Raw genomic sequence first — 23,515 nt, 5'->3', positions numbered from 1 at the left:
CAGCCCACGACATCGAGCCGTAACGAGAAGTTCTCGTCGGCTGCGCCCGGCGGCGCTCGCGGCTCCCGCGTCCGAGGCGTCAGGCGGTCGCGGTGAACGCCGCCCGGTGCTCGTCGACCCACGTCGCGAAGTCCAGCGGCGCGCGCCCCAGCACGTCCCGCACGCCCGGCAGCACGGCGCCCTCGCGGACGCCGCTCGACGCGGCCAGCATGTCGAGCAGGGAGTCGGCGAGGCGCTCGTTCATCCAGGGGTTCGTGAGCAGGGCCGCGCGCGCCTGCTCGCGGCTCCGCTCCTCGAACCGCACGGGCCGGCCGAGCACCTCCGCCAGGACCCGGACCCGGTCGCGCTGGCTGAGGGCCTCCGGGCCGGTGAGCGCGTACGCCCGCCCGGCGTGCCGGTCGGGCTCGAGCAGGGCGGCGACCGCCACGGCGGCGATGTCCGCCTCGTGCACCGGCGCCGCGGTGGCGTCGGGGTAGGGATCGCGCACGACGTCGGCGGTGCGCACCGACTCCGCCCACCCGAGCGTGTTCGTCATGAACATGCCCGGGCGCACGTGGGTCCAGGTCAGGGGAGACGCCTCGACCGCCCGTTCGACGTCCAGGTGGCGGCGCTGCAGGACCTCGAGGCCCTCGTCCGACGCGCCGGCGGCCATCGACGAGAGGACCACCGCGTGCCGGACGCCGGCGGCCGCCGCGTCCGCGACGACCTCGTCGACGCGGGAGGGTTCCGGGAACAGGTAGAGGGCGTCCACGCCGGCGAAGAGGCCGGCCGGCAGCTCCTGCGTGAGGTCGCCCGCCACCCGTTCGACGCCGTCCGGCCAGCCCGCCCGCTCGGGGTGGCGGCTGAGCGCGCGGACGGGCTCGCCGGCCGCCACCAGCTGCGCCACGACCTGACGCCCCACGTTCCCCGTCGCACCCGTCACCAGGATCATGGGGCCGACGCTAGCCCCGGCCGTTCAGGCGGGCAGACGGCCCCGGACCAGGCTGTGCTGGGAGTGCGCGGCGTCCCCGTCCTCGGGCTCGAGCGAGATGTCGACCGTCTCGTAGCCGTCCAGCCGCGCGCCCAGCGGGGCCGGCAGCCAGTAGCTGGCGTCGCCGGAGGAGGGCAGGACGCCGAGCGCGTACATGCGGCGCCCGTCGCCGTTGATCAGCCACACCTCGTGGTAGTCGCCCGACGGCGACGACCCGAGCGTGGCGTGCACCCGCAGCCGGACCGTGTCGTCCTCGCGGACCAGCTCGGCCGTGCCCTCGCCGGTCTCGCCGGGCAGCGGGGCCAGGACGGTGCTGGCGACCAGGGCCGGACCCTCCGCCGAGCGGGCGGCGAGCACGCCGAGGGTGCCGCCGACGCCCACGACGAGCCCGACGGCCGCCGCGACGGCGAGCCGGGCGGGTCGGCGACGGCGCCTCGCGGCGGGCAGGTGGACGGGCGCGTCGGGTCCGGTGGTCGCGTCGGCGTCGAGCTCGCGCTCGATCGCGGCCCACACCTGCGGTCGTGGCTCGCGGACCTCGGTGGGGCGAGCGGCGCGGACCTCGCCGACGAGCTCACCGAGCTCGGCGAGACCGGCGCTGCAGGAGGGGCACGAGGCGAGGTGCTCGCGCTCCTCGGGCGACGGCACGAGGGTGGGCTCCGAGGCGAGCGCCGCGAGCTGCTCAGGACTCAGGTGGGCCACGCCGCCACCTCCTTCAGCCGGTCGCGCAGGTGCAGCAGGGCCCGGCGCGCGTGGCTCTTGACCGTGCCCAGCGGGAGCCCGAGCCGTTCCGCGATCTGGGCGTGGGTGTAGCCCTCCCAGAACGCCATCCGCACGATCGTCCCACGCGGGTCGGGCAGCCGGGCGATCTCCGCGGCGAGCACGAGGCGTTCCAGGTCACGTTCGGGTGGGGCGGCCGGCGGGCCGGTGACGGCCTCGGACTCCAGCGTCGTGGCCAGCCGCAGCTGGCGCTGCTGGCGGCGGTGGTGGTCGACGAGGCGGTGGCGGGTGATGCCGACGAGCCAGCCGGGGAGGCTGCCGCGGTCGGGGGAGTAGTCGGCCCGGCTGCGCCAGGCGCTGACGAAGACCTGCTGCGTGACGTCCTCCGCGTCGGCGGTGCGGCCGAGCTCGCGGTGCGCCAGCGTGTGCACGAGCGGGGACCAGCGGCGGTAGGCCTCCTCGAGGCAGGCCCGGTCGCCCGCGGCGAAGCCGTGCGCGAGACGGTCGTCGTCCATCGGCTCCTCGCCCCCGGCCCTGACGTCCACGTCGACGTCGGCCGGACGGGTCCGGCTGGCCACCGGCACCCATGGTGACGGACGACCGGCGACGTCGGCGCTCACCGGGGCACCGCGGTCACGACGAGGTTGTCCTGGTAGCCCCCGCGGTCGGCGTCGTACGCGCCCCCGCAGGTGATCAGACGGAGCACCGCGGGGCCGGAGCGGTCGAACACGTCGGCCGGGGAGAAGTCGGCCTTGCGGATGCGCTGGACCTTGCGCACCTCGTACGTCACCGTCCCGCCGTCCGCGTCGCGCAGCTCCACGCGGTCGCCGCGCTCGAGCCCCGCCGCGCGGGTCAGCGGTCCGGCGCCGTAGCGGTCGCTGTCCACGTGGCCGGCCACGACGACGGCGCCGCGGCGGTCGCCGGGGGCGGCGCCGAAGCGGTACCAGCCGAGCTCGGTGGGCTTGTCCGGCAGCGCCATCTGGCCGTCGCGGGCGACGCCGGTCGGGACCACGCGCAGGTCCAGGCCGACCGCCTTCGCGACCACGCGCTCGGGCGCGACGGGGGCGTCGGGCTTGCGCGGGGCGGCCGACCGGGTCGACCAGGCACGGACCGGCACGTCACGGGCCGTCGGGGTCGGCGACGGGACCGCCGGGGGGAGCGCCAGCACCGGTCCACCCGACGCGGCCGGCTCGGGCGTCCCGACCTGCTCGAGCGTCTCGACGGGGACGTTCGCAGCCACGGTGGGCGTGGCGACGACCTGCTGGCCCGCGAGCAGGACCAGCAGGGCGGACGCGGCCAGGACGGCTGGCCAGAGCCAGCCGTCCCGCCGCGAGGGTCGTACGGTCAACGCGAGGTCACCGGAGCGAGGTGGCCTTCGCCGCCCGGCCGGACCGGCCGACCAGCCGCGTGCTCGCCAGGGCCAGGCCGGCGAGGCCGAGACCCAGGAGCCCGAGGGTCGCGGGTGACGCCGCGCCCGCCTGGCCACCCGTGCCGCCGGGGACGCCGCCCGGGCTGCCGCCCATGCCGTCGATCGTCTGGACCGCCAGCTTCAGGTTGTCGTCCTCGGCCGAGCCCCACGCGTAGACGATCGTGGTCGTGCCCTCGGCCAGGTCGACGTCGGCCGGGCCGATGACGCTGTCGTCCTTGCCCGCCAGCGTCACGTCGGCGCTGATCGTGCCGGCCGGCAGCTCGGCGCTGGCCTCCTTCGGGTTCTCCAGGTCGGAGAAGGCGACGTCGCCGTCCGCCCGGACGTCGACGGCCGGGGCCGCCGCGTCGTGGCGCACGATCAGCCGCGCCTGGCCGGCGTCGAGGTCGGAGACGTCGTTGGCGTACGCGGTCAGCTCGGGGTCGCCGCCGTCGTCGAGGTGCGCGACGACGGTGACGTTCGCGCCGGCCGGGACCTCGGCGTCGTCGAGCTCGGCGACGGCGTCGCCGTCGGCGCCGTCACCCGCGGCGACGACCTTGAGGTCGTACGTGCCGGCCGGCAGCATCTGCGGGTCGGTGAGGGTGCCGGGCTCGAAGTCGGTCAGCAGGGCCTTGCCGTTGGCGTAGACGTCGACGGTGGCGCCGGGGACCGCGTGCAGGATCGACACGGTGGCCGTGTCGGCCGCGGACGCGGTGGTGGCCGGGAGCAGCAGGGCTCCCGAGGCGACGGCCAGGGCGATCGCTCCGATGACGGGGCGGGTGGGGACGGACGTTCTCATGCGACCTCCAGGTGGCGTGGATACCTGGACTGCGCACGGGACGGCGATCGGGATGCGGCGCCGCCGAGAAAACTTCCGGCGGGCTCCTAGGCCATCGGGAGCGTGCGTCGCGGCGTGACCGGGCCGAGCTGGGCGAACGCCGCCGCCAGCCCCGGCTCGAGCGTCGCGACCGGCAGGGCCCACTCGCCCTGCTCCACCGCGTCCGCCGCGCTCACGCCGGCCTCCGCCAGGCGGCGCACCTCGCCCGCGACCGCGGCCAGGCGGCCGCGCTGCTCGTAGACGTACGGGCGGTCGACGGGGTCGCCGTGCCCGGGGACGGCGCGGGTGGCGCCGGTCATGAGCCCGATGACACCGTCCAGCGTCACCGGCCACTCCTGCAGGAAGGAGTCCGGACCGAGCGACGGCGGCGCCGCGGACTCGGCCAGGTCGCCGACGACCACCAGGTCGGCCCCGGGCAGCACGACGACCAGGTCCGCGCCGGTGTGGCCGCGCCCCAGGTGGGCCACCTCGGCGCGACGACCGCCGAGGTCGAAGGCGGCCGCCAGCACGATCGGACGGTTGGGGCCCGGAACGTCCTCGTGGCCGACGGTGACGAGGTCGGCGAAGGCCGGCAGCCCGAGCAGGTGGTCGCGGTGGGCGTGCGTGACGACCACGACCTCCAGCGGGACGTCGGTCACCTCGGCGACGGCGGCCCGCACGGCCCGGCCCTGCTCGGGGCTCGAGCCGGTGTCGACGAGCAGCGCGCGCCCGGTGCCGGCGACCAGCACGAGGTTCACCGCGTCCGGCTCGGCGACCGCCCGCCACACGGACGGGGCGAGCTCCTCCCACGGGCCGAGGCGGAAGGCCCCGGTGTCGGGGGCCCCCTCCCCGGGACCTGGGCCTGTCGAGGGGTCCGCGGGGTCGGTCACGGCACTACACTGGCACTCACCCCACGCGAGTGCCAAGAGCCACGGCGGCGTGGGGTCGGGTGTTGCGAAGTCAGGCGAAGGGGGTGACCGGTATGGACGACCGCAAGCTGCAGGTGCTCCGCGCCATCGTCACCGACTACGTCTCCAGCCAGGAGCCGGTCGGGTCCAAGGCGCTGGTCGACAAGCACGACCTCGGGGTCTCCCCGGCGACGGTGCGGAACGACATGGCGGCGCTGGAGGAGGAGGGCTACATCACGCAGCCCCATACCAGCGCGGGCCGCATCCCGACCGACAAGGGCTACCGGCTGTTCGTGGACCGGATGGGCCAGGTCAAGCCGCTGTCGGCCGCCGAGCAGCGGGCGATCCAGACCTTCCTGTCCGGGGCGCTCGACCTCGACGACATCCTGCTCCGCACGGTCCGGCTGCTCGCGCAGGCGACCCAGCAGGTGGCGATCGTGCAGTACCCGACGCTCAGCCACTCCACGGTCCGTCACGTCGAGCTGGTGTCGCTGTCGACGACCCGCGTGCTGCTGGTGCTCATCACCTCCAGCGGCCGGGTCGAGCAGCGCTCGCTCGAGGTGCCCGAGCTCGACGAGACGACGCTGGGCGACCTGCGGACGCACCTGAACGCCGCGGCCGCGGGCCGGACGCCCGAGGAGGCCGCCGTCGGGCTGACCGGGCTGCTCACCTCGCTGGCCCCGCAGACCCTCACGCTCGGCCAGTCCGTGATCACCTCGCTGCTGGAGATGCTGGGCAGCGAGACCTCGAGCCGGATGGTCATCGGCGGGATGCCGTACCTCACCCGCTACGCCACCGACCCGGGCAGCATGAAGCCGGTGCTGGAGGCGCTCGAGGAGCAGGTCGTGCTGCTCACCCTGCTGGGCGAGGCGAGCGCCGACGTCGTCACCGTGCGGATCGGGCAGGAGAACCCGTTCAAAGAGCTCCAGACGACCTCGGTCGTCGCCAGCGGCTACGGCAGCCGCGCCACCCTCGGGGTGGTCGGTCCGACCCGGATGGACTACCCCTCCACGATGGCCTCCGTCCGCGCGGTCGCGCGGTACGTGGGCCGGTTCCTCGCCCAGTGATGTTCACGAGATCGATGACCGAGGACCTGAGCACGAAGGATGAGCGCCGCACCCATGGCTGCTGACTACTACGAGACGCTCGGCGTCTCCCGTGACGCCACGCCCGAGCAGATCAAGAAGGCGTACCGGCAGCTCGCGATGAAGCTGCACCCGGACGTGGCCACCGAGGCCGACGCGGGGGAGCGCTTCAAGGCCGTCGCCGAGGCGTACGAGGTCCTCGCCGACCCCAAGAAGAAGGACCTCTACGACCGGGGTGCCGACCCGCTGGGCGGCGGCCTGGGCGGGGGCTTCTCCGGCGGGTTCGGCGCGCAGGGCGGCTTCGACTTCGGCAACCTCGTCGACGCGATGTTCGGTGGGCAGACCAGCCGCGGCCCGCGCTCGCGCGTGCGCCGCGGCCAGGACGCCCTCGTGCGGCTCGACCTCGAGCTGGCCGAGGCCGCCTTCGGTATCACCAAACCGCTGCGCGTCGACACCGCCGTGCTCTGCCCGCTCTGCCAGGGCAGCGGTGCGCAGGAGGGCTCCGAGCCCGTCACCTGCCGCACCTGCCACGGCCAGGGGGACGTGACGCACGTGCAGCGCTCGTTCCTCGGGGACATCCGCACGACGCAGCCCTGCCCGACCTGCGGCGGCTACGGCACCGTCATCCCCAACCCGTGCCCGGAGTGCTCCGGCGACGGGCGGGTCCGCTCGGCCCGCACGATCAACGTCAAGATCCCCGCGGGCGTCAGCACCGGCAACCGGATCCACCTGGCCGCGCACGGCGAGGTCGGGGCGGGTGGCGGCCCCGCCGGCGACCTGTACGTCGAGCTCGTCGTCGCCCCCCACGAGATCTTCCGCCGCGAGGGCGACGAGCTCGAGGTCACCGTCCGGATCCCCATGACGGCCGCCGCGCTCGGCACCGAGGTCACGGTCCAGACCCTCGAGGCCGACCTGCCCGACACCGACGACGAGGACCGTGAGGTCCACGTGACCGTGCCGGCCGGCACCCAGTCCGGGACGCGCGTGGCGCTGGACGGCTGGGGCGTGCCCCGGCTCCGCTCGAACGGGCGTGGCGACCTGGGCGTGACCCTGCTCGTGCAGACCCCGACCCGGCTCGACGACGAGCAGCGCGAGCTGCTGCGCCAGCTCGCCGAGCTGCGCGAGGAGACCGCCCCCGAGGTGACCGTGCAGAAGCAGGGTCGCGGGGTCTTCGGTCGCCTCCGGGACGCCTTCGCGGGTCAGTGACCGACCCGCTCTTCCTGCTCGAGCGCCTGGCGGGCACGCAGCCGGCGCTCGGCGGGGAGGTCCTCGTCGACGGGCCGGAGGGCCACCACGCGGTGGCCGTGCGGCGGCTGCGCGCGGGTGAGCGCGTGGTCGTGGCGGACGGCACCGGCGGCGGGGTGCGCGGCGAGGTGCTCGACGCGACGAAGGCCGGGCTGCGGGTCCGCGTCGACGAGCTGCTCGACGAGCGCGAGCCGGCCGTGCGCCTGGTGGTCGCGCAGGCCCTCGCCAAGGGGGACCGGGCCGAGCTGGCCGTCGAGATGCTGACCGAGGTCGGGGTGGCCGAGCTGGTCCCCTGGCAGGCGTCGCGCTCGGTCGCCCGATGGTCGGCCGACCGCGTGGACCGCGGGCTCTCCCGCTGGCGCAGCACCGCCCGGGAGGCGGCCAAGCAGTCCCGCCGCCTCCGCGTCCCGGTGGTCAGCGACCCGCTCGTGACGAAGGCGCTGGTCCAGCGGCTCGAGGCCGCCGACCTGGCCCTGGTGCTGCACGAGGACGCGACGGTGCCGATCGCGGCCGTCGACCTGCCCGTCGGCGGAGAGGTCGTGGTCGTGGTGGGGCCCGAGGGCGGCATCAGCCCCGAGGAGCTCGCGGCCTTCGATGCCGTCGGCGCCCGTACGGTCCGGGTCGGCGACCACGTGCTGCGCACGTCGACGGCCGGCGTCGTCGCGCTCGCCGCCCTGATCAACCGCTGACGGGTTGATCAACCGCTGACCGGGCTGATCAACCGCTGCCCGGCTGATCGACCGCTGAGCTCGCCGACGGTCGCGGGCTCTCGCCCCGGACGTGCGACGGGGCGCGACCGGCTCTCGCCCGTCGCGCCCCGCGCCGTCTAGCCCGTCGTGATCAGGCGACCACCCGGATCTTGATCGTGTACCTGCTGGTCGTCTTGATGCCGAGGTTGTAGGTCGTGCCGGGCTTCAGGTTCGTGGGGATGGTGTAACCCAGCGCCCACTCGTCGTCGACGTCGGTGGCCTTGAACTTGTCGCCGCTCTTGCTCGGCTTCTTGGGCACCTCGACCGGCTTGTAGACCTGCGGCCGCTTGCTGCTCTTCGCGACCAGGGTGACCGACTGACCCGGCGTGACGGTGTACGCCCCGTCCTCGTAGGGGACGTCGACGATGCCGCGGTTATAGGTCGTCGCGTGCACGACCTCGGTCGTGACGTTGCCCGCCTGGTCGACCGCGGCCACCGAGTAGGTCACCGCCTTGTCCTTCACCTTGCGGGTGGCGGCGCAGAGCCCGACGCCCGAGAGCTCGTCCTGGGCCACGCAGCCGGCCTCGGGAGCCGTGGAGAAGAACCGGGCACCCTCCTCGACGCCGAACGCCATGACCTCGGGCCTGGTGCGGTCGATGTTGATGCCCGTGACGCTGGCGGTGGCGATGCCGCCGTCTGCGGCGACCACCGTCTTCGTCACGCCCTGCGACGCCCCGTCGTCCGAGAGCGTGACGTCCGCGGGGCACCCGCCGACGAGGGGCGCGCTGCCCTCGTCGCAGGTGAAGCTGACCTTCACCGCGCTCCGGTACCAGCCGGCCGGCGACTTCGGGAACTCGCTCGAGACGCTCGCCTCGATGGTCGGGTTCTTCCGCAACGTCGAGTCGGAGGAGGCGGCGAAGTCGTCGTCCCCGCTGTAGGCGACGCGGACGTCCGTGTCCGCGGGGACCGAGCCCGAGAACGTGGCCTTGCCGCGAACCAGGGTGACGGGTGCAGACGGCGTGCCGTCACCGACGGTGAAGCGGACCGTGCCCTCCGGCGTGCCCGCTCCCGGTTCGACCGCGGAGACGACGACCGAGGCCTCGTCGGCGCGGACGGTGAGCGCGCTGCGGGTCATGGCCTTGCCCACGGCCAGCGTGGCCGTGCCGGTCGAGGACCCGTACGTCGCGGCGTCGGCCGGCGTGAAGACGGCCTCGATCGGGTGACCGCCGGCGGTGAGGCCGGCGGGGAGCGTGAAGCCCGCCTTGCCGTCCACGAGGACGACCGGTTCGCCGACCGGCTGGCCGTCGACCGACAGCTGGACCGTCCCGGCCTCGGCGCCGGTCACGGTCGCGGTGGCGTTCACCGGCTGGCCGAACACCGGGGTCTCCAGGTCGAAGGCGAGGGTGGTGGACGTGGCGACCAGCGTCACGGCGATCCGGTGGTCGACGCTGATGGCGGCCTTGTAGTCGACCGTCGCCGCCTGCGAGGCCAGCACGGAGCAGGTCCCCACGCCGGTCAGCGTGAGCTTGGTTCCGTTGATGGTGCAGGCGCCCTCGGTGTTCGCGGCGCCGAGGCTGAGCTCGACCGGCGACCCGCTGGCGGCGTCGCTCGTGGCCACCAGGTCCACCGTGTCGCCGATGGAGCCGGTCGGGGGGAGCGGGTTGAAGGTGAGGGTCTGGTTGCCCTGGCCGATGGCGAAGCTCAGCTGGTTGGACCCGGCGCTGTGGAACTCGTCCGCGGCCTGGTCGGCCCGCACGACGCACGTGCCGACGTGGGCGAACGTGACCGACGCCCCGTCGACCGTGCACGCGCCGTTGGTGGTGGTCGGGTCCGCGCTGAACACGACGCGCGCGCTCCCGCTGCCCTCGGCCGAGACGTTGCGCTTCTTGCCGACGACGGCGCCGTCGAGGCTGCTGGTGAAGGTGATGCTCGCGGGCGGCAGGCCCGCCGTGTAGCTCAGGGTGATGACCCCGGCGCCCGACTGCACGCCGGCCGCGCCGACGACGTCCGTCACGGCCTCTTCGGCGAAGCCGGCACCGCCACCACCGCCGCCACCGGGCAGCGCGGTCCCGCTCGCGGTCGGGATCGAGCCGCCGGTGCCGCCGCCACCGCCCGCGTGGAACCCGCCACCCCCGCCGGCTCCGGGCTGCAGGGCATCGAGGACCTCGGGCTCCGAGCCGTCGGCGCCCTGGCCGCCGACCGGCAGCTCCGTGGCCGAGGTCGCCTCGCCGTCGCCGCCGTCGCCGCCGACGAAGCCGCCGGCGCCGTTCATGTCCAGCGTCCCCGGCTCGCCGCCGTCGCCGCCGTCGCCGATCGAGCTCGCCCCCGCACCCGCCGCCTCGCCGGCCGCGCCACCGGCACCGCCCTTCGAGCCGGCGGTGCCGCCACCGCCTCCGCCGGCCGCCAGCAGCAGCGTGTCGTCGTCGAAGAGGAACGAACCGCCGCCTCCGCCGGCGCCGCCGCTGGGCTCGGTGAAGCTGCCTCCGGCCCCGCCGCCGCCGAACCCGCCGGCGCCCCCGGCTCCGGAGTCGGCGTCGTACGTGCCGGCTCCGCCGACGACGAGGCTCAGCTCGTCACCCGCGTCGACGGCGAGAGTGCCCGACGTGCGGCCGCCCAGGCCGCCGGGGGTGGTGGTCGAGCCGCCACCCGCAGCGCCAGCGACCGCGGCGGTGAGGGCGGTGACCCCGGTCGGGACCGTGAAGGTCTGCACGGCGCCCGTCGACGTGAACGTCACGGTGCAGGTGCCGTCAGCGCAGACGGGGTCGGGGGCGCTCGGGGCGGCGGAGGCCGTGCCCGACGAGGCCGACCAGAGCAGGGAGGAGCTGGTCGCCAGGACCAGCAGAGAGAGCCCGCCGTGGCCGAGTCGTCGGCGCAGGCGGGTGGGGGTTGAGCTCAACTGAACCGTCCTTGGTGCGAAGGTGGCCCCCGAGCCGCGAGTACCGTAACCGCCGGAGCCTCGCGGTGGCCAGTTTCCTGCGGCTCACACATCAATCGGCCTCGGAACGCGCTTGATAGGTTCCACGCGATGTCCGCCTCGCAGCCCGTCCCGCCCGGTGTCCTGGTCGGCGTGGACTGGGGCGGGACCAAGATCGAGGCCGCCGCGCTGGCGCCGGACGGCAGCGAGCTCGTCCGGCTCCGCACGGACACCCCGCGCTCGGACTACGCCGCCTGCCTGAACACCGTGGTCCGCCTCGTCGAGGAGGTCGAGTCCGTCGTGGGCGCGACCCCCGCGGTCGGCGTCGGGCTGCCGGGTTCGCTGGACCCGCGTACGGGGGTCGCCAAGGGCTGCAGCTCGACCTGGCTGATCGGCCGGCGTCCCGAGGACGACCTGCGCGCCGCCCTCGGCGGGCGCGAGGTGCGGACCGCGAACGACGCCGACTGCTTCGCCCACTCCGAGGCCCTGGACGGCGCGGGGACGGGCTACCGCACCGTCTTCGCCGTCATCCTCGGGACCGGTGCCGGCGCGGGCATCGCCGTCGACGGCCGCGTGCACGCCGGGCCGAACCACTCGGGAGGGGAGTGGGGCCACAACGCCCTGCCCTACCCGAACCTCTCCGAGGTGCCCGGCCCCGCCTGCTACTGCGGCCGGCACGGCTGCCTGGAGCGCTGGGTCTCCGGTCGCGGCCTCGCCCGCGACTACCGCCAGCACGCCGAGATCGACCTCGTCGACGTCGCTCCCGTGACCGCGGTCGACGTCGTGCGCCGCATGCGCGAGGGCGAGCGGCTCGCCCGCCTCGTCTTCGAGCGCTACCTCGACCGGCTGGCCCGCGGGCTCTCGCAGGTCGTGAACGCGCTCGACCCCGACGTCCTCGTGCTCGGCGGCGGCATGTCCAACGTCGACGAGCTGTACGACGAGCTGCCGCCGCGGCTGGCCTCGTACACGTTCTCGCCCTGCTTCTACACACCGGTCGTGCGCGCCGCGCACGGCGACTCGAGCGGCGTACGAGGGGCGGCATGGCTGTGGCGTTGAGCGACCGGCAGGACGACGGGGGTTCCGGGGACGGGGACGGGCTGGACGAGCGGTACGCGTTCGGGCTCGACCTGGTCCGCGAGGCCGGTGCGCTGGCGCTCGAGCACTTCCGGAGCCTGGCGACGCTCGTCGTGCACCGCAAGGGCCCGCGCGACGTGGTCAGCGAGGCCGACACCGAGGTCGAGGACCTGATCCGCGCGCGGCTGCGCGAGGCCTTCCCGTCCGACGGCTTCCTGGGCGAGGAGACGGGTTCGCTCGAGGTGGACGGCTCGGCCGGCACCTGGGTCGTCGACCCGATCGACGGGACCCAGCCCTTCGTCAGCGGGCTGCGCTCGTGGTGCGTCTCGATCGCCTACGTCCGCCAGGGCCGCGTCGAGCTCGGCTTCGTGAACAGCCCCGCGGCGGAGGAGCTCTTCGTCGGGCGCCGGGGCGGGGAGGCCACCCTCAACGGGGCCGCGATCACCCCGCACGCCGGGACCTCGCTCACCGACGGGCTCGTCTACGTCGGCGCCTCGCCCCGGGTGACCGCCGAGCAGGTCGTCCCGATGGTGGACCGGCTGCTGCGGGCCGGAGGCATGTTCGTCCGAAGCGGGTCGGGTGCGCTCGGCCTCTGCGACGTCGCCTGCGGACGGCTGCTCGGCTACGTCGAGCCGCACATCAACACCTGGGACTGCCTCGGCGCGATCGCCGTGCTCGAGGCCGCCGGCTGCCGGGTCGACTACGGCGACGCCGCCGCCGAGCTGCTGCACGGCGGACCCATCGTGGCCGGGCCGCCGGCCGTGTTCGACCAGCTCGTCTCGCTCACCGGCTGAGCCCTGCCGGTGCATGGCAGGCTGGCCCCATGAGCGACGCGAACCCCGATCCGATGGACGACCCGGCCGACGTCCAGCCGTACGAGCAGACGCCCGACGAGATCGACCAGATGGACCAGGACCTGATCCAGCCGGAGGAGACCCTGAACGACCGGGGCGTCTCCGACGCGCTCGACGAGGGCTACTCCCCGCCGGAGCGCCCGTCGGCCCTGATCCGCGAGGGCACGCACGAGACCCTCGACCAGCGGCTCTCGGAGGAGATCCCCGAGCCCGACCCGTACTCCGACGACGACGTCGACGAGGAGGACAACCTCACCGTCCGCGCGGACGAGGAGCGCCTCGACGACGGCGAGGTCGGTGACGCGCGCGCCGGTCGGCTGATGGACCCCAACCAGGGCATCGGTGACGACGAGGACGGCGACCTGATCGGCGAGGACGTCGGCATCGACGGCGGTGCGGCGAGCGCCGAAGAGGCCGCGATGCACATCGTCGAAGAGTGAGCCTGTACCCACCCCTCGAGCCGTACGCGGAGGGTCTGCTGGACGTCGGTGACGGCCAGCAGATCCACTGGGAGGAGTGCGGGAACCCGGCCGGCAAACCCGTCGTGTTCCTGCACGGCGGGCCCGGCGGGGGCGTCTCGCCCGGGGTCCGCCGGCTGTTCGACCCCGAGCGCTACCGCGTGGTCCTCTTCGACCAGCGCGGGTGCGGGCGCAGCCTGCCGCACGCGAGCACGCCCGAGGCCGACCCGGCGCTGAACACGACGTGGCACCTCGTGGCCGACATCGAGCGGCTGCGCGAGGACCGCGGGGTCGACCGCTGGCAGGTGCTCGGCGGTTCGTGGGGCAGCGCCCTGGCCCTCGCGTACGCCGAGACGCACCCGGACCGGGTGACCGAGCTCGTCCTGCGCGGCATCTTCACGTTGCGCCGCAGCGAGCTGGACTTCTTCTACGGCGGTCCGGCCGGGCAGCTGGTGCCCGAGCGCTACGCGGGCTACCTCGCGCCTCTGCTCGAGCGCGGGCTCGTCTCGGTGACCCCCGGCGGGACCGTGGTCGGGGACGTCATCGCGGCGTACCACGACCTGCTCTTCGACCCGGACCCCGCGGTGCACGGCCCGGCCGCCGTCGCCTGGGCGTCGTACGAGGCCTCGGCCATCACGCTCGTCCCCGACGAGTCGCTGATCGCCGAGTTCGCGGACCCCGCGTACGCGCTGGCGTTCGCGCGGATCGAGAACGACTACTTCGTGCACGCCGGCTGGTTCTCGACCACGCCCGAGGGCGAGGGCCAGCTGATCGCCGACGCCGGTCGCCTCGCCGACATCCCCGGCGTGATCGTGCAGGGCCGCTACGACCTGTGCACGCCCGCCGTCACTGCCTGGGACCTGCACCGCGCCTGGCCCGAGGCTGAGCTGGTCATGTGCCCGACCTCCGGGCACGCCTGGACCGAACCGGAGATCAGCGCGGCCCTCGTCGCGGCCACCGACCGGTTCGCGGAGCGCTGGCCGCTGCCCTGAGCCTGGCTCGGGTGCCGCCCACTAGGCACTGACCACGGAAGACCGGTACTCACCACGGCAGATCTGCCGCCGTCAGTACCGGTCTTTCACGTAAACGTGAAAGTCCTGAGGCGCGAGGGGCGTCGGCTCTTCGCCGGGAGCCCGGACGCCACTGACCACGGAACTCTCGTACTCACCACGGCAGATCTGCCACGGTCAGTACCGGTCTTTCACGTAAACGTGAAAGACCTGAGGCGTGCGGGGCGTCGGCTCGCGGCCGGCAGCCCGGACGCCACTGACCACGGAACTCCTGTACTCACCACGGCAGATCTGCCGTGGTCAGTACCGGTCTTTCACGTAAACGTGAAAGTCCTGGGACCGCTGGGACGAGCAGGACCCCGCACCTCCGCGGGACCCGGGGGTGGCGCGTCTTCACAGACTGACTCCCTTTCTCCCTGTGCCGTAGGGCGATGGCTCACTAGAATGGCCAGGTCATGTGCCCGACGGGCACGCAGCACCAGGTGAGGACCCTTCTGAGCAGGTCAGAGACCAGCAGGCCGGAGCGAGCAGCGCGGCCCGCGAGCACGACCGACATCCGCGGCGAGCGCGTCCCGCGCGCCGTGGACCCGGGCCAGGCGGACAGCGGTTTCGAGGAGGAACGGCGGATCACGGTCCCCGTCTCGGTCGAGATGGTCAACCTCCTCGGTCCCCGCGACGAGTTCCTGCGGATCCTGGAGCGCGACCTGAGCGCCGCCGTGCACGTGCGCGGCAACGAGATCACGCTCACCGGGCCGCCCGTCGCCGTCGACCTCGGTGTCGACGTCGTCACCGAGCTGGTCACGGTGCTCCGCACCGGCCAGGGCCTCACCGCCGACGCGGTGGAGCGGATCGTGTCGATGCTCGCCGAGCGGTCGGACACCCGGCCGGCCGACGTGCTGACGCACAACATCCTGTCCACCCGCGGCAAGACGATCCGGCCCAAGACGCTCAACCAGAAGCGCTACGTCGACGCGATCGACAAGCACACGGTGGTCTTCGGGATCGGCCCCGCCGGCACCGGCAAGACCTACCTCGCGGTGGCCAAGGCCGTCCAGGCGCTGCAGGCCAAGGAGGTCAACCGGATCATCCTGACCCGGCCGGCCGTCGAGGCCGGCGAGCACCTGGGCTTCCTGCCCGGAACGCTGAACGACAAGATCGACCCGTACGTGCGCCCGCTCTACGACGCGCTGCACGACATGCTCGACCCCGACACGATCCCGCGCCTGCTGACGGCCGGGACGATCGAGGTCGCGCCCCTGGCGTACATGCGCGGCCGCACGCTGAACGACGCGTTCATCATCCTCGACGAGGCGCAGAACACCTCGATGGAGCAGATGAAGATGTTCCTCACCCGGCTGGGCTTCGGCTCCCGGATGGTCGTCACGGGCGACGTCACGCAGGTCGACCTGCCGAACGGCACGACCAGCGGCCTGCGCCAGGCCGAGAAGATCCTCGGCGAGGTCGACGACCTCGCCTTCTGCCACCTCACCGCCCACGACGTGGTGCGCCACAAGCTGGTGGGCCGCATCGTCGCGGCGTACGAGGTCCACGACGCTGCTCAGCCGCCGCCGCCCGGCGCGCGCCGCTGAGCCGCCGCACACCCGAGATCGAGAAGACGTGACTGTCGACATCAACAACGAGTCCGGTCTGGAGGCCGACAGTACGGGCCTGGTCCGGCTCGCCACCTTCGCGCTGGACCAGCTCCGGATCCACCCGCAGGCCGAGCTCTCCATCCTGCTGGTGGACGAGGCGACCATGAGCGCCTACCACGAGAAGTACATGGGGGAGCCCGGGCCGACCGACGTGCTCAGCTTTCCCATGGACGAGCTCCGGCCGCCGGACGACGACGAGGACGAGCCGCCCGCGGGCATGCTCGGCGACGTCGTGCTCTGCCCCGCGGTGACCGACGCGCAGGCGCGCGAGCACGGCCGTACGTCGCAGGCCGAGGCGGAGTACCTGCTCGTCCACGGCATCCTGCACCTGCTCGGCTACGACCACGCCGACGAGGCGGAGCACGCCGAGATGTTCGGGCTGAAGGACAAGGTCCTGGCCGCCTGGGACGCGGTCCGCCCCGACCGCCCCGAACCGGTCGCCCGATGAACGGCGGTGACTGGGGCCAGCTCGTCGTCGCCCTGGTGCTCGTCGTCCTCGCCGGCATGCTGGCCGCGGCCGAGGCGGCGCTGAGCTCGATCTCCAAGGCGCGCGCCGACCGGCTCTGCGAGGAGGGCCGCCCCGGCGCGGCGCGACTGCGCAAGCTGGCCGACGACCCGCCCGCCTACCTGAACACCGCGCTGTTCGTCCGCACCCTGCTCGAGATCTCGGCCATCGTCATCGTGGCCAAGGTCGTCTTCACCAACGTGAACGTGACGTGGGAGGCCGGGGCCCTGGCCGCCGGCGCCATGATCGTCGTGTCGTTCGTCTTCTGGGGCGTCGCGCCGCGCACGCTCGGCCGGCAGAACGCCGACGCGGTGTCGCTGGCCGCCGCCGGTCCGCTCGGCCTGCTGACCACGGTCCTCGGCCCGCTGCCCCGGCTGCTGATCATGGTCGGCAACGCCGTGACCCCGGGCAAGGGTTTCGTCGACGGGCCGTTCTCGACCGAGGCCGAGCTGCGCGAGCTGGTCGACCTGGCCGAGACGAGCTCGGTGATCGACTCCGGCGAGCGCCGGATGATCCACTCCGTCTTCGACCTCGGCAACACCATCGTCCGCGAGGTCATGGTGCCGCGCACGGACATGGTGTTCGTCGAGGAGCACAAGACGCTGCGGCAGGCCGTGTCGCTGTGCCTGCGGTCCGGCTTCAGCCGGATCCCGGTGATCCGCGACGGGCTGGACGACGTCGTCGGCATCCTCTACCTCAAGGACGTCATCAAGCGCACGTACGACGCCCCGGAGGCGCAGTCCGTCGAGCGCGTCGGCTCGATGATGCGCCCCGTGTCCTGGTGCCCCGACTCCAAGCCGGTGGACGAGCTGCTGCAGGAGATGCAGCTCAAGCGCGTGCACCTGGTCGTGGTCGTCGACGAGTTCGGCGGCACGGCCGGCATGGCCACCATCGAGGACATCCTCGAGGAGATCGTCGGCGAGATCACCGACGAGTACGACGTGGAGCCGACCGACGTCACCCCGCTGGGCGAGGACCGCTACCGGATCTCGTCGCGGCTCCCGCTCGACGAGCTCGGCGACCTCTACGGCCTCGAGCTGGACGACGAGGACGTCGAGACCGTCGGGGGCCTGATGGCCAAGCAGCTCAACAAGGTGCCGATCCCGGGGTCGGTCGTGGTCTACGCGGGCCTCGAGCTCGTCGCCGAGCGTTCGACCGGTCGGCGCAACCGCATCGGGACCGTCCTGGTCACGCGGCAGCAGGACCCTGACGCCGAGCCCTCGGCCGAGCAGGCGCCCGCGCACGAGGAGTCCATGGCATGAGCACCGAGACCACCAGCACGCCCTCCGACCCGGAGGACGTCAAGATCATCACGCTCGCCCGCAGCGCCCTGGCGCGCACGGGCGCACCGCAGGGCGCCTGCGTCCGCGACACCGACGGCCGCACGTACGCGGCCACGAGCGTCGCGCTCGAGCACCTCACCCTCTCGGCCGTCGCCGTGGCCGTCGCGATGGCCGTGTCGTCCGGCGCCGGGGGGCTCGAGGCCGTCGCGGTGGCGACCGACGACGAGCCCGACCCGTACGCCCTGGACGGCGACCTCGACGTGGTCCGCGACCTGGGCGGCGAGGGCGTGGCCGTCTGGGCCGTCGACCCCCGCGGCGTCGTGCGCGGCCGGGTGCTGACGTGAGCACCGAGGTCCCCGAGGGCTACCGGTCCGGGTTCGCCTGCTTCGTCGGCCGCCCGAACGCGGGCAAGTCGACGCTGACGAACGCCCTGGTCGGCACCAAGATCGCCATCGCCTCGGCCAAGCCGCAGACGACCCGGCACGCCATCCGCGGCATCGTCACGCGCCCGGACGCGCAGCTGGTCCTCATCGACACCCCCGGGCTGCACCGGCCCCGGACGCTGCTCGGCGAACGCCTGAACGACGTCGTCCGCGCCACCTGGAGCGAGGTCGACACGGTGGGCGTGTGCCTGCCGGCCGACCAGAAGATCGGGCCGGGGGACACCTACCTCGTGGGCGAGCTGGCCAAGCTGCCGCGCGTCCCGGCGCTGGTCGCCGTGGCCACCAAGTCCGACCTCGTCGGACCGACCCGGATGGCCCAGCACCTCATGGCGATCCAGGCCCTGGAGGAGAAGCTCGGCATCACCTGGGCGCACATCGTCCCGGTCTCGTCCGTCACCGACAACCAGCTCGACGTCCTCGCCGACACCCTCGTGTCGATGCTGCCGGAGGGCCCGCCGCTCTACCCGGGCGGCGAGATCACCGACGAGCCCGAGGAGACCCTGGTCGCCGAGCTCATCCGCGAGGCCGTGCTGGAGGACGTGCGCGACGAGCTGCCGCACTCCATCACCGTCGCCATCGAGGAGATGGGCCTGCGCGAGGGTCGCTCGGAGGAGCGGCCGCTCCTCGACGTGTTCGCGTCGTTGATCGTCGAGCGCGACTCGCAGAAGGGCATCATCATCGGTCACCGCGGGGAGCGCCTGCGGGCGCTCGGCGAGAAGTCCCGCCGCCAGATCGAGACGCTGCTCGGCACCCCCGTCTACCTCGACCTCCGCGTCAAGGTCCTCAAGGAGTGGCAGCGCAACCCCAAGCACCTGAACCGCCTCGGCTTCTAGGCGTGGCAGGGTTGCGCTCGTGACCTTCCCCCGGGGTCGCGTACCGACCTCGAGGAGCCTCGACGCCCCGTGAGCACGCTCAAGAAGACCCTGGCCGTGACCGCCTGCACGGCGGTGCTGCTCAGCGGTTGCGGAGGGGGCGCCGACTCCTCCGGAGCCCCAGCGGCGTCCGGGGCGGCGCCCACCAGCGCGGCGGCTCCGGCCGCGGCCCCCTCGACCGCGGCTCCCTCGACCCCGGCCGCGACGCCGAGCGCGGACCCGTCGGCGGCGGCGCCGCAGGTGAAGGCCGCGGCGGAGAAGTTCGTGTCGACGGCTCTCACCTTCGGCTACCCCGACAAGTCGGCGGACGCCTACTTCGACCGGGTCGAGCCGCTGATGACGAAGAGCGGCTTCGCGCGGCAGAAGAAGGACCTGCGCAGGGTGAACGACAAGGCGTTCCAGCAGGTGTACGCCCAGCGGGTCCGGGTGACGATCAGGACGACCTCCCCGATCAAGGTCACCGCCGGCGACGAGACCCGGGCGACCGCGCAGGGCAGCTACCGGCTGCTCCGTCAGCAGCGGGCCGGGGGGAAGTGGAAGACCCTCGACACCGACGACGACAAGACGGCCGTCAAGCTGACGCTCGTCCTCGACGACGGCGCCTGGCTCGTCGACACCGCGACGTGAGGCTGGTCAGCGCCTGACCCGGCCCGGCACCATGGCCCGATGGACCGTGGACGGGTGCAGGCCTGGGTCGACGCGTACGTGCGCTGGTGGCGGACGTCCGACCCGGCCGGGGTGGCGGAGCTGTTCACGCCCGACGTCGCCTACCTGCGGTCGCCGTACGAGGACCCGCTGGTCGGGCACGTCGACCTGGAGGCGTTCTGGGTCGCCGACGAGGACGCGACGTTCGACGTGACCTCGGAGGTCGTCGCGGTCGACGGGACGGACGCAGTCGTGCGGCTGCAGGTCGACTACCGGGCGCCGGAGGAGCAGCAGTACCGCGACCTGTGGGTCCTGCGGTTCGCCCCCGACGGTCGCGTCGCGCGGTTCGAGGAGTGGGCGTACTTCCCCGGGCAGCCGTACACGGTCTCGTCGGAGTAGCGGCGCCGCTCGGCCGACGGTGGTCTACGCGGGCCGCCCTCCGGCCTGCAGCTGCCGCTCGACGGGGACGGTGCCGGGCACGACGACGTCGCCGGTGTGGGCGGTCGTGACCGTCTCGACGAGGACGATGTGCACCTCATCCTCGGCCACCGGGTTGTGCCGCACGCCGCGCGGCACGACGAAGAGCTCGCCCGGGCCGAGCAGCACGTCGTCCCGGTCCTCGAGCTGGATCCGGAGCCGTCCCTTCACGACGAGGAACATCTCGTCCTCGTCGGGGTGGGCGTGCCACACCAGCTCTCCGAGCAGCTTGGCGACCTTCACGTACTGGTCGTTCACCCTGGCAACCACCCGGGGGCTCCAGTGGTCGGACACCTGGCTGAGCTCGTCGGCGATCGACGTGGCGGTAGCGGTCACGGCACCAGCATCGCGCCCGGCCGGACCGCCGGCGTCAGGCGTCCAGCACCTTCTGGTGGGTCGCGAACGTGCGGGAGAGGCGGTAGCCGAGCGCCTCGTTGACGTTGATCATCGGGACGTTGTCGGCGTTGTTCCAGGTCTCGACCACCTCGAGCTGCGGCTCGGTCTCCGCGAGCCAGCGCATCATCTCGATCTTGAGCGCGAGGCCCAGCCGGTGGCCGCGGTCCACCCGCGCCACGCTCGTGTCCCACTGGTAGGCCTCGGTCGGCGCCCACGGACGGACGGTCAGGTACGTGTGTCCCGCGACCGCGCCGGTCCCGCGGTGACGGGCCAGCACCCGCCGGGCCCGCTCTCCGCGCAGCGCCCGGGCCTGCTCGATCTCCCGCATCCGGTCGAGGTCGAAGACCTCGTCCTCGAAGGTCAGCGCGCCCGTGGGGGCGTCGTTGATCGCCGCCATCGCCGGGATCAGCGCCGTCAGGTGGGCGTCGTCGTACGGCGGGTCCACGCGCTCGAGCACGTAGTCCCGGGCGTGCGCGGCCGCGTCCCGCTCGACCGCGGCGATCGTCTCCGGGTCGACCTGCGCCAGGCGCTGGTGGCGGCGGGCGTCGCGGCTGCCGGGGGAGAACCCGTGCTGGGCGAGGAAGCGGGTGGAGCTCGCGTCGTCGGCCGCGACCCCGATCCAGAGGGTCGTCCGGCCCAGCGCGAGGGTCCGCCGCTGCAGCTCCTCGAGGAGCAGGGTGCCGAAGCCCTGGCCCCGCCGGTCCGGGACGACGGAGAACCGGGCGTCGACCAGGTGCCGGTTGTCGTGCTGCGGGACCCACAGCCCGAGGTGGCCGACCGCCGCGCCCGTGTCGTCGAGGAGGAGGACCACCTGCGTCGGCTCCAGGTCACCGCCGTACCGGACCTCGTTGCGCACGTCCTCGACCGTCTGCACGAACGCGTCCGGGTCGTCGTGCGCCCGCGCGACCTCTATCAGCCGGGTCAGCGTCCCGACGTGACCCTCGTCGTCGGGGTCGACCTCCACCAGGCGCATCCCGTCAGGTTCCCGCGTACCCGCTCACCTGTCGACGGGTTTCCGCACACCCCGCCAAACCCCCACGCTGCGAGCAACCGCTGGCTCCCCGACCGCTTCTGACGCCCTCCGGATGTCGTCGTACGGCGTTCCCTGGGGAGGGGGCTGGCACGGAGGGGCGGGATCTCGGGAGAGGGGCGGGGGTGGTTGGCCTCACGGAGGGCGTGGGTTACTGTGACGACGTGGCAACCGCGCTGGGCAGCGCTCTCACGAGCAGCGCCCTGATTCTCCTTCGTCGCCGCAGCGAGGCCTCTTAACGGCCGGCCTCCTCGCTGCGGGGTTTCTGCCTGTGTCCGGCCGACCCCCACCCAGCAGCGAGGACCCCGATGAGCAGCACCCCGTTCGGAACCCGGCCACAAGCCGTCCCGACGCAGACGTCCAGCCCGATGCCGTACGGGCGCTACCGCGCCTTCCCGCCCATCGACCTGCCGGACCGCACCTGGCCGTCGGCGCGCATCACCCAGGCGCCCCGCTGGCTGTCCACCGACCTGCGTGACGGCAACCAGGCGCTCATCGACCCGATGACCCCGGCCCGCAAGCACAAGATGTTCGCGCTGCTGGTGAAGATGGGCTACAAGGAGATCGAGGTCGGCTTCCCGTCCGCGAGCCAGACGGATTTCGACTTCGTCCGGCAGCTGATCGAGCGGGACCTGATCCCCGACGACGTGACGATCTCGGTGCTGACCCAGGCCCGCGAGGACCTGATCGAGCGCACGGCCGAGTCGCTGGCCGGGGCCCGTACGGGCACCATCCACCTGTACAACGCCATCGCCCCGCTGTTCCGTCGGGTCGTGTTCAAGGTCGACCGCGACGAGTGCGTGAACATCGCCACCCGGGGCACCGAGCTGGTCATGAAGTACGCCGAGCAGCACCTGGGCGACGTCGAGTTCGGCTACGAGTACAGCCCGGAGATCTTCACCTCCGCCGAGCTCGACTTCTCCGTCGAGGTCTGCAACGCCGTGATGGACGTCTGGCAGCCGGCACCCGGCCGCGAGATCGTCCTGAACCTGCCCGCCACGGTCGAGGTCGCCACGCCGAACGTCTACGCCGACCAGATCGAGTGGTTCAGCCGCAACGTCAACCACCGCGAGCACGTCGCCATCTCCCTGCACCCGCACAACGACCGCGGGACGGCGACGGCGGCCACCGAGCTGGGCCTGATGGCCGGCGCCGACCGCGTCGAGGGCTGCCTCTTCGGCCACGGCGAGCGCACCGGCAACGTCGACCTGGTGACGCTGGGCATGAACCTCTTCAGCCAGGGCATCGACCCCAAGATCGACTTCTCCGACATCGACGAGATCCGTCGCACCGTGGAGTACTGCACGGGCCTGCCGGTCCACCCGCGCCACCCGTACGCGGGGGACCTGGTCTACACCGCCTTCTCCGGCTCCCACCAGGACGCCATCAAGAAGGGCCTGGAGGACCTCGACCGCAAGGCCGAGGCCGCCGGGGTGCCCGTCGCCGAGCTGGACTGGGAGGCCCCGTACCTGCCGATCGACCCGCACGACGTCGGCCGCAGCTACGAGGCCGTCATCCGCGTGAACAGCCAGTCCGGCAAGGGCGGCGTCGCCTACATCATGAAGTCGGAGCACCAGCTGGAGCTGCCGCGCCGGCTGCAGATCGAGTTCTCGCGGACCGTCCAGACCCACACCGACGGCGAGGGCGGCGAGATCGGCCCCGAGCGCCTGTGGGAGATCTTCTCGGCCGAGTACCTCGGTCGGACCACGCCGCTCGAGCTGAGCGAGGTCGTCTCCGCCACCAGCGGCGGCGGCCGCGACGCCATCACCGCGCGCGTGCAGGACCAGGGCACCGAGCGGCAGGTGAGCGGCGAGGGCAACGGGCCCGTCTCGTCGTTCGTCGACGCGCTGTCGGGCATCGGCTACCACGTCCGGGTGCTCGACTACGCGGAGCACGCGCTCTCGGCCGGCGGCGACGCCCTCGCCGCCGCGTACGTCGAGTGCGAGGTCGGCCAGGGCGAGAACAGCGTGGTCGCGTGGGGGGTGGCCACCGACGCGAACATCGTCACCGCCTCCCTCCGCGCCGTCACCTCCGCCGTCGACCGCGCCGTCGGCTGACCCCAGCCG

General features: G+C 73.4%; 24 protein-coding genes. 15 read left to right on the top strand and 9 right to left on the bottom strand.

Annotated features, from left to right (window positions below; translation table 11 throughout):
* Positions 1–79: 79 nt before the first annotated feature.
* From ABD665_RS06725 to ABD665_RS06700, 6 genes are all read right to left on the bottom strand, one after another.
* Complete coding sequence (locus tag ABD665_RS06725) at positions 80–931, bottom strand: NAD(P)H-binding protein (protein ID WP_204911665.1); 852 nt, start codon at positions 929–931, stop codon at positions 80–82.
* 24 nt (positions 932–955) lie between these two features.
* Positions 956–1,669, bottom strand: coding sequence for an anti-sigma factor domain-containing protein (locus tag ABD665_RS06720; RefSeq protein WP_204911666.1), 714 nt, complete (start codon positions 1,667–1,669; stop codon positions 956–958).
* Positions 1,657–2,265, bottom strand: a complete 609-nt coding sequence (locus ABD665_RS06715; protein ID WP_204911667.1) for a sigma-70 family RNA polymerase sigma factor — start codon at positions 2,263–2,265, stop codon at positions 1,657–1,659. The genes ABD665_RS06720 and ABD665_RS06715 overlap by 13 nt, the downstream gene beginning before the upstream one ends.
* A gap of 38 nt (positions 2,266–2,303) precedes the next feature.
* Positions 2,304–3,035: a sortase domain-containing protein gene (locus tag ABD665_RS06710; RefSeq protein WP_204911668.1), complete on the bottom strand. Its 732-nt coding sequence runs from the start codon at positions 3,033–3,035 to the stop codon at positions 2,304–2,306.
* Positions 3,036–3,042: 7 nt separating this feature from the next.
* Positions 3,043–3,891 (bottom strand): DUF4397 domain-containing protein, encoded by an 849-nt coding sequence (locus tag ABD665_RS06705; protein ID WP_204911669.1) that lies wholly within the window; start codon positions 3,889–3,891, stop codon positions 3,043–3,045.
* Positions 3,892–3,977: 86 nt separating this feature from the next.
* Positions 3,978–4,799, bottom strand: a complete 822-nt coding sequence (locus ABD665_RS06700) for an MBL fold metallo-hydrolase (protein WP_204911670.1) — start codon at positions 4,797–4,799, stop codon at positions 3,978–3,980.
* Between the two features lie 92 nt (positions 4,800–4,891).
* Between ABD665_RS06700 and hrcA the strand changes: the two genes are divergently transcribed.
* The 3 genes from hrcA to ABD665_RS06685 are packed head-to-tail and all read left to right on the top strand — an operon-like array spanning position 4,892 to position 7,836.
* Complete coding sequence (gene hrcA / locus ABD665_RS06695) at positions 4,892–5,884, top strand: heat-inducible transcriptional repressor HrcA (RefSeq protein ID WP_204911671.1); 993 nt, start codon at positions 4,892–4,894, stop codon at positions 5,882–5,884.
* 54 nt (positions 5,885–5,938) lie between these two features.
* Positions 5,939–7,108 carry a molecular chaperone DnaJ gene (gene dnaJ / locus ABD665_RS06690; protein ID WP_204914071.1) on the top strand — a complete coding sequence of 390 codons (1,170 nt, stop codon included), beginning with the start codon at positions 5,939–5,941 and terminating at the stop codon, positions 7,106–7,108.
* Positions 7,105–7,836 (top strand): 16S rRNA (uracil(1498)-N(3))-methyltransferase, encoded by a 732-nt coding sequence (locus tag ABD665_RS06685; protein WP_204911672.1) that lies wholly within the window; start codon positions 7,105–7,107, stop codon positions 7,834–7,836. Before dnaJ ends, ABD665_RS06685 begins: the two co-directional genes overlap by 4 nt.
* A 151-nt stretch (positions 7,837–7,987) precedes the next feature.
* On the opposite strand, the gene ABD665_RS06680 is transcribed toward ABD665_RS06685, so the two are convergent.
* Positions 7,988–10,732 (bottom strand): Ig-like domain repeat protein, encoded by a 2,745-nt coding sequence (locus ABD665_RS06680; RefSeq protein WP_204911673.1) that lies wholly within the window; start codon positions 10,730–10,732, stop codon positions 7,988–7,990.
* 129 nt (positions 10,733–10,861) lie between these two features.
* Here ABD665_RS06680 and ABD665_RS06675 point away from each other — a divergent pair, with 129 nt between their 5' ends.
* The 11 genes from ABD665_RS06675 to ABD665_RS06625 all read left to right on the top strand — a co-directional run bounded on the left by ABD665_RS06675 (position 10,862) and on the right by ABD665_RS06625 (position 19,945).
* Positions 10,862–11,806, top strand: a complete 945-nt coding sequence (locus ABD665_RS06675) for an ROK family protein (protein WP_204911674.1) — start codon at positions 10,862–10,864, stop codon at positions 11,804–11,806.
* Positions 11,791–12,618, top strand: a complete 828-nt coding sequence (locus ABD665_RS06670; RefSeq protein ID WP_204911675.1) for an inositol monophosphatase family protein — start codon at positions 11,791–11,793, stop codon at positions 12,616–12,618. The genes ABD665_RS06675 and ABD665_RS06670 overlap by 16 nt, the downstream gene beginning before the upstream one ends.
* 29 nt (positions 12,619–12,647) lie before the next feature.
* Complete coding sequence (locus tag ABD665_RS06665; RefSeq protein WP_344741546.1) at positions 12,648–13,118, top strand: DUF5709 domain-containing protein; 471 nt, start codon at positions 12,648–12,650, stop codon at positions 13,116–13,118.
* Positions 13,115–14,128, top strand: a complete 1,014-nt coding sequence (pip, locus tag ABD665_RS06660) for a prolyl aminopeptidase (protein WP_204911676.1) — start codon at positions 13,115–13,117, stop codon at positions 14,126–14,128. The genes ABD665_RS06665 and pip overlap by 4 nt, the downstream gene beginning before the upstream one ends.
* 668 nt (positions 14,129–14,796) lie before the next feature.
* Positions 14,797–15,735, top strand: coding sequence for a PhoH family protein (locus tag ABD665_RS06655; protein WP_204914076.1), 939 nt, complete (start codon positions 14,797–14,799; stop codon positions 15,733–15,735).
* A 28-nt stretch (positions 15,736–15,763) separates the two neighbouring features.
* The gene (gene ybeY / locus ABD665_RS06650) at positions 15,764–16,246 is read left to right on the top strand and encodes an rRNA maturation RNase YbeY (protein ID WP_204911677.1); all 483 of its coding nucleotides are present in this window, start codon (positions 15,764–15,766) and stop codon (positions 16,244–16,246) included.
* A complete protein-coding gene (locus ABD665_RS06645; RefSeq protein WP_204911678.1) occupies positions 16,243–17,565 on the top strand; it encodes a CNNM domain-containing protein in 1,323 nt (440 codons plus the stop codon). The genes ybeY and ABD665_RS06645 overlap by 4 nt, the downstream gene beginning before the upstream one ends.
* Positions 17,562–17,930 carry a cytidine deaminase gene (locus ABD665_RS06640; protein WP_204911679.1) on the top strand — a complete coding sequence of 123 codons (369 nt, stop codon included), beginning with the start codon at positions 17,562–17,564 and terminating at the stop codon, positions 17,928–17,930. Before ABD665_RS06645 ends, ABD665_RS06640 begins: the two co-directional genes overlap by 4 nt.
* A complete protein-coding gene (gene era, locus ABD665_RS06635; protein ID WP_204911680.1) occupies positions 17,927–18,862 on the top strand; it encodes a GTPase Era in 936 nt (311 codons plus the stop codon). Before ABD665_RS06640 ends, era begins: the two co-directional genes overlap by 4 nt.
* Positions 18,863–18,931: 69 nt before the next feature.
* Positions 18,932–19,528: a hypothetical protein gene (locus ABD665_RS06630; RefSeq protein WP_204911681.1), complete on the top strand. Its 597-nt coding sequence runs from the start codon at positions 18,932–18,934 to the stop codon at positions 19,526–19,528.
* A 39-nt stretch (positions 19,529–19,567) separates the two neighbouring features.
* Positions 19,568–19,945 (top strand): nuclear transport factor 2 family protein, encoded by a 378-nt coding sequence (locus tag ABD665_RS06625; protein WP_204911682.1) that lies wholly within the window; start codon positions 19,568–19,570, stop codon positions 19,943–19,945.
* A 24-nt stretch (positions 19,946–19,969) separates the two neighbouring features.
* On the opposite strand, the gene ABD665_RS06620 is transcribed toward ABD665_RS06625, so the two are convergent.
* Together ABD665_RS06620 and ABD665_RS06615 are read right to left on the bottom strand one after the other, a co-directional pair.
* Entirely contained in the window at positions 19,970–20,359 is a 390-nt protein-coding gene (locus tag ABD665_RS06620; protein WP_344741540.1) for a cupin domain-containing protein, read from the bottom strand.
* Between the two features lie 34 nt (positions 20,360–20,393).
* Complete coding sequence (locus tag ABD665_RS06615) at positions 20,394–21,392, bottom strand: GNAT family N-acetyltransferase (RefSeq protein WP_204911683.1); 999 nt, start codon at positions 21,390–21,392, stop codon at positions 20,394–20,396.
* Positions 21,393–21,757: 365 nt separating this feature from the next.
* On the opposite strand from ABD665_RS06615, the gene leuA reads away from it, so the two are divergent.
* Entirely contained in the window at positions 21,758–23,506 is a 1,749-nt protein-coding gene (gene leuA / locus ABD665_RS06610) for a 2-isopropylmalate synthase (RefSeq protein ID WP_204911684.1), read from the top strand.
* Positions 23,507–23,515 lie beyond the last annotated feature (9 nt).

The organism is Microlunatus spumicola (assembly GCF_039536445.1).
GTDB lineage: Bacteria > Actinomycetota > Actinomycetes > Propionibacteriales > Propionibacteriaceae > Microlunatus > Microlunatus spumicola.
This window is presented reverse-complemented; position numbering and strand designations above follow the sequence as displayed.

Excerpts from the sequence above, each read along its gene's own strand:
- ABD665_RS06665 (WP_344741546.1), top strand. The coding sequence starts at position 12,648 with ATGAGCGACGCGAACCCCGATCCGATGGACGACCCGGCCGACGTCCAG.
- ABD665_RS06725 (WP_204911665.1), bottom strand. The coding sequence starts at position 931 with ATGATCCTGGTGACGGGTGCGACGGGGAACGTGGGGCGTCAGGTCGTG.
- ABD665_RS06625 (WP_204911682.1), top strand. The coding sequence starts at position 19,568 with ATGGACCGTGGACGGGTGCAGGCCTGGGTCGACGCGTACGTGCGCTGG.
- hrcA (WP_204911671.1), top strand. The coding sequence starts at position 4,892 with ATGGACGACCGCAAGCTGCAGGTGCTCCGCGCCATCGTCACCGACTAC.
- ABD665_RS06705 (WP_204911669.1), bottom strand. The coding sequence starts at position 3,891 with ATGAGAACGTCCGTCCCCACCCGCCCCGTCATCGGAGCGATCGCCCTG.
- ABD665_RS06670 (WP_204911675.1), top strand. The coding sequence starts at position 11,791 with ATGGCTGTGGCGTTGAGCGACCGGCAGGACGACGGGGGTTCCGGGGAC.
- ABD665_RS06615 (WP_204911683.1), bottom strand. The coding sequence starts at position 21,392 with ATGCGCCTGGTGGAGGTCGACCCCGACGACGAGGGTCACGTCGGGACG.
- leuA (WP_204911684.1), top strand. The coding sequence starts at position 21,758 with ATGAGCAGCACCCCGTTCGGAACCCGGCCACAAGCCGTCCCGACGCAG.
- dnaJ (WP_204914071.1), top strand. The coding sequence starts at position 5,939 with ATGGCTGCTGACTACTACGAGACGCTCGGCGTCTCCCGTGACGCCACG.
- ABD665_RS06655 (WP_204914076.1), top strand. The coding sequence starts at position 14,797 with ATGGTCAACCTCCTCGGTCCCCGCGACGAGTTCCTGCGGATCCTGGAG.
- ABD665_RS06645 (WP_204911678.1), top strand. The coding sequence starts at position 16,243 with ATGAACGGCGGTGACTGGGGCCAGCTCGTCGTCGCCCTGGTGCTCGTC.
- ABD665_RS06675 (WP_204911674.1), top strand. The coding sequence starts at position 10,862 with ATGTCCGCCTCGCAGCCCGTCCCGCCCGGTGTCCTGGTCGGCGTGGAC.
- ABD665_RS06640 (WP_204911679.1), top strand. The coding sequence starts at position 17,562 with ATGAGCACCGAGACCACCAGCACGCCCTCCGACCCGGAGGACGTCAAG.